This window comes from Daejeonella sp. (assembly GCF_044232565.1).
GTDB lineage: Bacteria > Bacteroidota > Bacteroidia > Sphingobacteriales > Sphingobacteriaceae > Daejeonella.
In genome coordinates this window covers 1-9251 of record NZ_JBIILQ010000099.1, presented here as the reverse complement: position 1 = coordinate 9251, position 9251 = coordinate 1, and the positions used below count along the sequence as shown (strand labels likewise).

7 protein-coding genes are annotated in these 9251 nt (G+C 36.2%); 1 reads left to right on the top strand and 6 read right to left on the bottom strand.

Annotated elements, in window-relative coordinates; all coding sequences use genetic code 11:
• The 4 genes from ACILQF_RS07055 to ACILQF_RS07040 all read right to left on the bottom strand — a co-directional run.
• Window positions 1–227: efflux RND transporter permease subunit (locus tag ACILQF_RS07055; RefSeq protein WP_395626711.1), on the bottom strand; the 227-nt coding region annotated here is incomplete at its 3' end.
• A 13-nt stretch (window positions 228–240) separates the two neighbouring features.
• Window positions 241–1545: an efflux RND transporter permease subunit gene (locus tag ACILQF_RS07050; RefSeq protein WP_395626710.1), complete on the bottom strand. Its 1305-nt coding sequence runs from the start codon at window positions 1543–1545 to the stop codon at window positions 241–243.
• A gap of 5 nt (window positions 1546–1550) precedes the next feature.
• On the bottom strand, window positions 1551–1808 hold the full coding sequence (locus ACILQF_RS07045) for a heavy metal-binding domain-containing protein (protein ID WP_395626709.1): 258 nt from the start codon (window positions 1806–1808) through the stop codon (window positions 1551–1553).
• A 148-nt stretch (window positions 1809–1956) separates the two neighbouring features.
• Window positions 1957–2352: an HYC_CC_PP family protein gene (locus tag ACILQF_RS07040; protein ID WP_395626708.1), complete on the bottom strand. Its 396-nt coding sequence runs from the start codon at window positions 2350–2352 to the stop codon at window positions 1957–1959.
• A 131-nt stretch (window positions 2353–2483) separates the two neighbouring features.
• On the opposite strand from ACILQF_RS07040, the gene ACILQF_RS07035 reads away from it, so the two are divergent.
• Window positions 2484–3950, top strand: coding sequence for a sulfatase (locus ACILQF_RS07035; RefSeq protein WP_395626707.1), 1467 nt, complete (start codon window positions 2484–2486; stop codon window positions 3948–3950).
• 134 nt (window positions 3951–4084) lie between these two features.
• Here ACILQF_RS07035 and ACILQF_RS07030 read toward each other — a convergent pair whose 3' ends face one another.
• Entirely contained in the window at window positions 4085–5695 is a 1611-nt protein-coding gene (locus ACILQF_RS07030; RefSeq protein ID WP_395626706.1) for a SusD/RagB family nutrient-binding outer membrane lipoprotein, read from the bottom strand.
• Window positions 5696–5783: 88 nt separating this feature from the next.
• Window positions 5784–8831: a SusC/RagA family TonB-linked outer membrane protein gene (locus ACILQF_RS07025; protein ID WP_395626705.1), complete on the bottom strand. Its 3048-nt coding sequence runs from the start codon at window positions 8829–8831 to the stop codon at window positions 5784–5786.
• Between the last annotated feature and the right edge of the window lie 420 nt (window positions 8832–9251).

Below are 9251 nucleotides of genomic sequence, written 5' to 3'. Positions count from 1 at the left end.
GTAAGTACCAAAATAGCATCTATAACCAGAATGAATGTTTTGGTATAAGCCAAAGGATGAAATAATTTACCCTCCTGACCGGTCAATAAAAAAACCGGTAAAAATGAAGCAATGATAATGATGGTCGAGTAAAATACACCTCTCGAGACCTGCTTACAGGCCTTTTCGATTATGCTTAACCTATCTTCATTAGATAGCTTTACATAATCATCTTCCTTACTCGACATAGAACTTTTTTTCTTAAACCACATGTGAGTTCCCTCCTTTTTTTTGTTCATTTAGCTCGGCCTGCCTTGTGGCCAGGTTTTTATATGAATTTTCGGCCATAATTATTCCATTATCTACAATCACACCTATGGCAAGGGCTATACCTGTTAAAGACATAATATTGGATGATATATCAAAAGCATTTAGCACGATAAAACTTGCCGCAATAGTAATTGGAATCTGAATAATGATGCTAATTGCACTGCGCCAGTGTAAGAGAAAAATCATGACAATGAGCGATACAACAATCATTTCTTCGATGAGTGTAGTTTTAATGGATGAGATTGATTCTTCAATCAACTTACCACGGTCGTACACAATGGTAAATTTCATACCATCAGGAAGCCCTTTGCTAACCTCAGACATTTTCGCTTTCACGCGCTTTATCACTTCATTAGCATTTTCACCGTATCGCAATACTACAATGCCGCCAACTACTTCACCCTCACCATTGTAATCGAAAATACCTAAGCGACTTTCACCAGCCATTTGTACAGTAGCAATGTCACTTACCTTTATGGGAATGGAATTTTGTGTTTTTATGGGTAGATTTCCTATTTCCTCAATCGACTTTAAATAGCCGGTGGTTTTAATGATGTAGGCGATGCCACTCATCTCAAACTTACGTCCACCAGCCTCATTATTATTGCTTTTTACAGCACGCATCACATCCTGAATAGTCAATTTATAATAACTCAGCTTATCGGGATCTATACTGATCTGGTACTGTTTCTGGAAACCCCCAAAGGAAGCAATTTCACTTACCCCCGGAACATTCTGCAAAGCAAATTTAATATACCAATCTTGTACGGCACGTTGCTCACCTAAATCCATTCCAGGAGCATCTAATGTGTACCACAAAACGTGGCCAACTCCTGTGCCATCAGGGCCAATCGTCGGACTTACACCTTCAGGGAGGCTATTTCCCACCGTATTGAGTCGCTCAAGTACTCTAGCACGTGCCCAATACACATCTACATTATCTTCAAAAATGAGGTAGATAAAGCTCATCCCAAACATGGAATTTGCGCGAACATATTTTACTTTAGGTAAACCCTGAAGATTGGTAACCAAGGGATATGTAATTTGATCTTCAATTATCTGAGGACTCCTACCCATCCATTCTGTAAATACAATAACCTGATTTTCAGATAAATCTGGTATCGCATCTATCTTGCTAGATTGCACAGAAAATATTCCCCAAGTGAAAATAGCTGCCGCAAAAAGCAGCACAATGAAACGGTTACGCAGCGAAAATGAAATAATTTTCTCAACCATTGTTCCTAGTGTTGATGATGTTCATTAGTTGTTGAATCGCTTGATGAAGCCTTATCAGTTTTTTTAACAAGGTCCATTTTGCATTCAGGGCAGATTCCTGGTTTATCACTTAATACTTTAGGGTGCATGGGACAAGTATAAACTGCATGAGCTTTGTTATGTGTTGAGGTGTCTGCACTAGACTGAACAGGTTTTTCTGAACTGGTGCAGGATGCAAAAAATAATACGATCAAAACAACGCAGGTATTGATTAGATTTTTCATACTCTAATAGTTATTCTAGTAAACGAGAAATTGAGTTTATGATATAAACAATTGAAAATAAAGCCATTGAGTCAACACAATTGACTAATATTATTTATTCAAGGCTTAAAAAGGAAATTTTTGGATAATAATTTCCAAAAGGAGAAGATCAAATACGGAAATTACAGTTGCGAAGGAATGTGGGAGTTTTAACTGACCGCGGGACTAATAACTGATTGAGATCTTGCTGATCTACATTTGTGAAAGTTTCAATCTCAAGATTCACAAAAATTTGTGGTTCCAGAATAAAAGTCTGGCCTTGAAATACATTCAAGGGAGCTTTACAGCTTTCCTTCAATTTAAGTTCTTGTTTCTGACTTTTACAACATTGAACAGAATTACCCTGCTCCATGCCACAACTTGTGCATTTACCAGAATCGTCTAAACTATTGTCAGAAAATCCCCACTCCACTAGCTCACCCATGCAATGATGAAAATGCAGGGTTGCACCGGATGAAACACCCAGGTAAAATATTGCTAATATGGTGATTACAAGCTTTTTCATTATTTACACAAAGGTTGGGATAAAAAATTAGAATTAGCTATATTTTTTTGAAAATTGATTGAAGCAAAAAACCATTTATTTTATTTATCCTATTAAAACTTTATCTTGAGCTTAATAAATACCATCATCACATGATCAAAAGAATAAAAATTCTGGTAATCGCATTGCTTTTGCTTACACTTCATCAATCTAGCACTCCAGTTAGAACTGCCGCATCTGCGAGTCCCAATATTATTTTAATTTTCATGGACGATCTGGGCTATGGTGATTTATCATCTTATGGGGCTTTGGATATAAATACTCCCAATATCGACCGTTTAGCATCCGAGGGAATTCGTTTTACTAATTTTCTAGCGGCACAAGCTGTTTGCAGTGCTTCTCGTGCAGCAATCTTGACTGGTTGTTATTCTAACCGTGTTGGCATTTCTGGTGCTTTATTCCCAGCTTCACCAATTGGGTTAGCAAAAGATGAAACAACCATTGCAGACCTATTAAAACAGAAAAACTATGCCACCGGAATATTCGGTAAATGGCATTTGGGTGATGCTCAGGAATTTTTACCACTAAATCAGGGTTTTGATGAATACCTTGGAATACCCTATTCAAACGATATGTGGCCTGTGCATTATGATGGCACACCGGCAAAACCTGGAACCAATAAATATCGCTTCCCACCACTTCCGTTGATTCGAAATAATGTACCAATTGACACCATACGTACACTAGAAGATCAAGCAATGCTCACTAGCAAACTTACCGATGAAGCCATTAGCTTTATTCGACGAAATAAAAAGAAACCCTTCTTTGCATATATTCCGCATCCAATGCCGCATGTTCCAATTAATGCATCCGCAGCATTTAGAGGAAAAAGCAAGCAAGGTTTGTATGGCGATATGATTCAAGAGCTTGATTACAATGTGGGCAAAATCATGAATGCTCTAAAAAAGGAAGGTCTTGAAAATAATACGATGATTATTTTTACTAGTGATAACGGTCCCTGGTTAAACTTCGGAAACCATTCAGGCAATACTGCAGGATTGAGAGAAGGTAAAGGAACTTCATTTGAAGGTGGGCAGCGAGTTCCTTGTATTATACGGTGGAAAGGTAAAATTCCTGCCGGATTAGTTTCTAATCAATTAGCATCAACCATCGATATTTTGCCAACAATCGCAAAATTAACAGGAACAACACTACCGAATAAAAAAATTGATGGAATTGATTTGGGCGAGATTTTAAAAGGCGATCTTCAAGCATCACCCCGAAAAAACTTTTTATATTATTATCGCAAAAATTCGCTGGAAGCGGTAAGGCGTGATAATTGGAAGCTTGTCTTTGAGCATGAATCACGCTCCTATTTAAATCAAGCACCCGGTATTGATGGATTTCCAGGAGCTGCACCAGAAAATGTAAGAATGAGTGAAGCACTTTATGACCTACGCAGAGATCCGGGTGAACAATATGATGTTAAAGCTTATTTCCCAGAGATTGTAAAAGAACTGAAAACACTCGCTGATGAGGCAAGAGCAGACTTGGGCGATGATTTACAGAAAATTGGGGGAGCAAATAAACGGGAACCGGGTAGGGTAAATATGAAATAAAAAATAGCACATCAATTATGCTTGCTAATACACGTTAATTATTTTATTTCGATCCATGATAAGAGTACAGAATCTTATTAAATAAGAAAGCCCCAAAATTGGGGCTTTCTTATTAAGTATATTACTCAAATCAACTATTGAGCCTTATCCCACCATAGTGGAGTTAGCAATCTGAATTTTTCTGAATTATCCCCAACAGCAGCTGGATTACGAGTTTGCTCATTCGTTTCGTAAACCATACCTCTTATCCATTGAGTTGAATTATTTGCATCAAAGACCACAGTGTTTAAGTTCAATGGACGAACCAAAGATGAACCGTAAATTGCTTGACTAAAGTCAGATCTGCGCATATCTACCCAAGTTTCAGGATTTAAGCAAAGACTGATATATTTCTGTCTCATAATATGGCTTAAACCATTTGTACGATTAGTAAAATGAGTAGCTAAACCATCTGCTTCAAGAGCTGCAATGTAGTTATTGATATCAGTACTTGTAACACCAAGTTTACGCATGTTAGCTTTAACACCTTCAGTATAAGCTGAAATAGCACCATTTACATCATTACTTCTCAACTTAGCTTCAGCTTCAATCAATTTAACTTCTGAGTAGGTTATAAAAGGCATTGGTGATCTTTCACTAGTATAAAAACCGCTATTGCTGAATCTACCATAGTCGTTACCATTTACCTTTGTAGCATCACCAGGCTGTCCATTAGCACGTAAACCTTGACCACCTACTAAACCACCTCCAACTTTCAAACCTCTGTACTGACCATCTGAGGCCGCTGGCTTCATGATTTTACTAATCCTAGGATCTTGGTAAGTTGAATTTGTAACAGGAAGACTTGTAAGCATGTTAACAAAAAACTGACTCCATGCAAAATATCTAGGATTAAAAGCAGTACTATTTGGGTCTGTTACACCAGCAGGTAAAACGAATCCACCCCAGCTAAACCAAGGATTTTGATCAGTCTCTAAACCTCCTGAAAGATATGCAAACTCAGCATCCATACCATCAGCATTGAATGCATTATTACTCGCTTCGATAATTTTAGCTGGGTTGTAAAGACTAGACTTCTTAGAAAGATGATTTAAATATCTAGCTTTTAATGCCCATGCAAAACGCTTCCATTTGTTAACATCACCTTGAAACATAATATCACCACCATTAATATTTAATGCTGTTTTATTAGATGTGCTATTAAAAGCTACAATTGCCTCATCTAATAACTGATCAATACGCTTATAAACAGTTTCTTGATCTTGCATTACTGGTGTTAAATTTAATTGCGACTTACCATCGTAAAAATCATCAACAACAATTGCCCCATACTGATCTGTTAATAAACCGTAGTTCATTGCCAAAAGTGTTTTACCAGCTCCAACAAAATGCGGACTTCCCTCTTCTTGGCCAAGAACAATTAAATCTACACAATTAGGCATTGTGAAAACATAAGCATTTTGCCATAAGAAATAAGATGCTGTAAAACGCCATTGTTCGGCACTCGCATTAGCTCCGGTAATTAATTTTGTTGTACCATATTGGTTTAAACCTGCAACCTCACGATTACCTCTCCACAAAGCTGAACCATTGGAAGTTGTGATAGCACCAACCAAACGACTTGCAGCCGATATTTTGGTTGGATTATTAGGATCTTTATTTACATCCAAATACTTCTCGCATGAGGTACTTAGCAAGAGAACACTAAGTAAAAAGTAAGTAATTTTTTTATTTATAATTTTCATAATTCATTTATGTTTTAACCTATAAACCTTGAACAATAAGCTTTTCTAGCTTGTTGGAACAAAGTAATACAATTATCATTTATCTCTATTATAGTGTTAATCTCAAACCAAAATCAATACCACGAGTAGCAGGTATTCCAAGGTTATCAAAACCAAAAGAACCTGATCCACCAACACCAGCACCGCTACCTGAAACCTCAGGGTCAACACCAGAATAATTGGTAATCAACAATAAGTTCCTTCCAGTAACTGTGAAGCTTAAACCTTTAACATCTATTTTTTCCAAAAGTTTAGTTGGCATCTTATAGCTTAGAGTAGCATAACGAAGTCTGTACCAACCACCATCTTCAACAAAATCAAACCCTTGATTAGCATAAATTGTTTGATAATAATTTTGATTTAAAGGTACTGCAATTGCATTTGTAGCACCAGTTGATTCAATGATACCATCAAAAACTTTTGTGCCCCTATCAAGTGTTTTGGTACTTAATCCTGAACGAACAAGAGAGTTTTCTGTTGCATTATATACCTTTCCACCAACTCTTACATCAACCATAAATGCAAATGAAAGATTTTTATGAGAGAATGTATTTGTAATACCTGCAGTAAAATCTGGATTTCTATCCCCAATATTAGTAAGTGCTGTTTGAACTTGAGGATAACCATTGTTACCTAATAATAATTGGCCACTTGCATTACGCTTCCAAACATTACCATTGATTCCAAATAAACTCCCATTCAAAAAGGCTGCTCCCTGAGCTGCATTTGAAGCCACCCAAGCATCAGATAATTCAACACGATCCAATAAACCTGGTAAGGCCTTGACAATAGATGTATTTTTAGCAAAGTTAACATCAACAGACCACTTAAAATTGGGGTTTGTTATTGCTTGTGCATTAAATACAACTTCTACACCCTCATTCTTAATAGATCCACCATTAAGATAAGTTAAGAATGCTCCAGCAGATGGAGGTACTCTTGTTGCAAGAATTTGATTGGTTGATGTACTATTATAATACGTGAAATCAATTCCAACACGATTTTTCAAAAACCTTAAATCAGTTCCAACTTCAAAAGCCTTTGTAAACTCAGGTACTAAAGTTGGGTTACCAAAAGGATTATTTGCATTCGTAATAAAACCCCTAGGATTAATGGTAAACGTATTGGTAACTGACGCAAGAGATGAAGTAGTTACGTGTGCAGGCGCATCCTTTCCAACTTCAGAATAGGCTGCTCTTATTTTTCCATAAGAAAAAGTATCATCACCAGGTTTTAAACCTAATTCTCTCAATACATCTGTTAATATTATAGCACCACTTACCGACGGATAGAAAAATGAATTGTCTGAAACAGGTAGTGTAGAAGACCAATCATTTCTTGCTCTAAGATTTACATAAGCCATGCCCTTCCAATCAGCTGTAAAATCTCCAAACAATCCAAAAATCCTTCTTTTATTTAACCTTTCTGAAACTGTACGATCTGTAGCCACTGTGTTATTTATACTTGGGAAAGTAGGATCAATAAAACGAATTGCAGTAGATGTGGTACTTCCACTTGTAGCGCTTTCAAGGTTCTGTCCTAAAGCTAAACTTAATTTAAAGTCCTTAGCTATAGTTTTCTTACCAGTAACAATCAAAGTTGAAGTGGTAATCTGATTATCACCAGCAGATTGTGCCACTGATCCTCTAATCGCTCCAGCTTCTAAACTTCCTGGCATTCTAATCGACTTGAAATTTTCGCTGTAATAATCTGTACCTAACCTGTAAGAAACATTCAAGAAACTAAAAGGGTTGTAGTCAATATTACCAATAGCAATTACACGGTTAATTGAATTAATAATTGGTTTATTTTGTATTGACCAATATGGATTGTCATTATCAGTTATATTGAAAAATCTTTGCGTACCGTCAGCGTTCAGATAATTCTTCATATCATCATTCCGCGGCCAATATAATGCACCCATAACTCCATTCGGACTTCCTTGAGGGACATAAGTTCGATCTGTACGCACATAATTTGCTGAACCACCAATGGTAAGTTTATCCCCCATTTTTGTGTCTGCATTTAATCTGAAAGATTTTCTTTTGAAATCAGAATTGTCAACAATAGACCCTTGATCTAATACAGATGCTGATGTAAAATAACGTGTCTGTTCAGAACTTCCACTAACAGAAATATCATGATTTTGAGCAAAAGCTGTCTCGAAAAAATCACCCAAATTGTCATATATTTTTTCTCCAGAAATAAATTCAGGACCCCATGAATCTGTAGCCGTTGCATTAAAAACTCCCTGCTCTCCTTGCTTAAATTTACCTTGTAAGGTTGGAACTTTATTTACATTATCAAGTGAAAATGTATTTTGATAATTAATTCTTGCAGCACCACCAGAACCTTTTTTAGTTGTAACCACTATTGCGCCGGAAGCTGCACGGATACCATATAAAGCCGCTGCTGCTGGCCCCTTCAAAACAGTTATACTTTCTATATCGTCCGGATTAATATCTATCGCTCTATTTGAAGCTGGTGCTGTTCCTGCTCCTAAACCTCCCTGACCTACTGGAGTAGTATTATCCACAGGAATACCATCCACAACAAATAATGGTTGGTTATTACCACTTAAAGAACTTCCACCACGAATCATAATATTAGATGAAGCACCCGCTGCACCGCTAGAATTCGTGATTTGAACACCTGCAATTTTACCTTGTAATGCGTTCACAAGATTTGGCTGCTTAGAATCTACAATCTCCTTTGCTTTTACACTTTGAGTCGAAAACCCTAAACCTCTTACTTCTTGCTTAACACCAAATGCAGTTACCACAACTTCATTCAATACTTTTGAATCAGCTTCCAATACCACATTAATCACCGTTAATGCACCTATTTTTCTTTCTTCAGGTAATGAACCTATATAATTAAATACCAATACATTCGATGAATTGGCCTTAATGGAATACATACCATTTTGATTTGTCTGACTAAAGGTGTTTGTACCTTTAATTTTAACCGATACACCAGGAAGTGGCAAACCATCTTCAGCGGATGTTACTTTACCAGTTACTGTTATTTCCTGAGCAAAAACTTGCGATACTAGCACAAATGCACTCAAGAAAAACATGAGTAATTTTCTTTCCATAAAAATCTTTATTGCTTTTTATTTATCTGCACCATTGCAGAACTCAAAAGTAGCTAAAAAATGCATTATAGAAACTGTTTTGCACGATTTTAGATAAAAAGATAAAATCGATTTTACTTTTAAAGGAAAACAAGAAACAAATAATTATATTTTTTTTTAAATTCATGGTTAATAAAATTAACAGAAGAGGTTTTTAAGGTAATTCACTTAAAAATCAAAAAAAAATAATCTTTTTTTAACGCCAAAAAAGGATTGTAATTTTTTAATTACCGTCCTAAACAATAAATAATCAACATCATTTCCCCCTTACTTCAGCAAGCTTCGCCATTAAGCGATTTAAAATCTCAGGATATTGATCTGCCACATTATTCATTTCACGAGCATCCTTTTTTAAATTGTACAATTGAGGCTTTTCATTAT

Coding starts and splice junctions, on each gene's coding strand:
- ACILQF_RS07050 (WP_395626710.1), bottom strand. CDS start 1,545: ATGGTTGAGAAAATTATTTCATTTTCGCTGCGTAACCGTTTCATTGTG.
- ACILQF_RS07045 (WP_395626709.1), bottom strand. CDS start 1,808: ATGAAAAATCTAATCAATACCTGCGTTGTTTTGATCGTATTATTTTTT.
- ACILQF_RS07040 (WP_395626708.1), bottom strand. CDS start 2,352: ATGAAAAAGCTTGTAATCACCATATTAGCAATATTTTACCTGGGTGTT.
- ACILQF_RS07035 (WP_395626707.1), top strand. CDS start 2,484: ATGATCAAAAGAATAAAAATTCTGGTAATCGCATTGCTTTTGCTTACA.
- ACILQF_RS07030 (WP_395626706.1), bottom strand. CDS start 5,695: ATGAAAATTATAAATAAAAAAATTACTTACTTTTTACTTAGTGTTCTC.
- ACILQF_RS07025 (WP_395626705.1), bottom strand. CDS start 8,831: ATGGAAAGAAAATTACTCATGTTTTTCTTGAGTGCATTTGTGCTAGTA.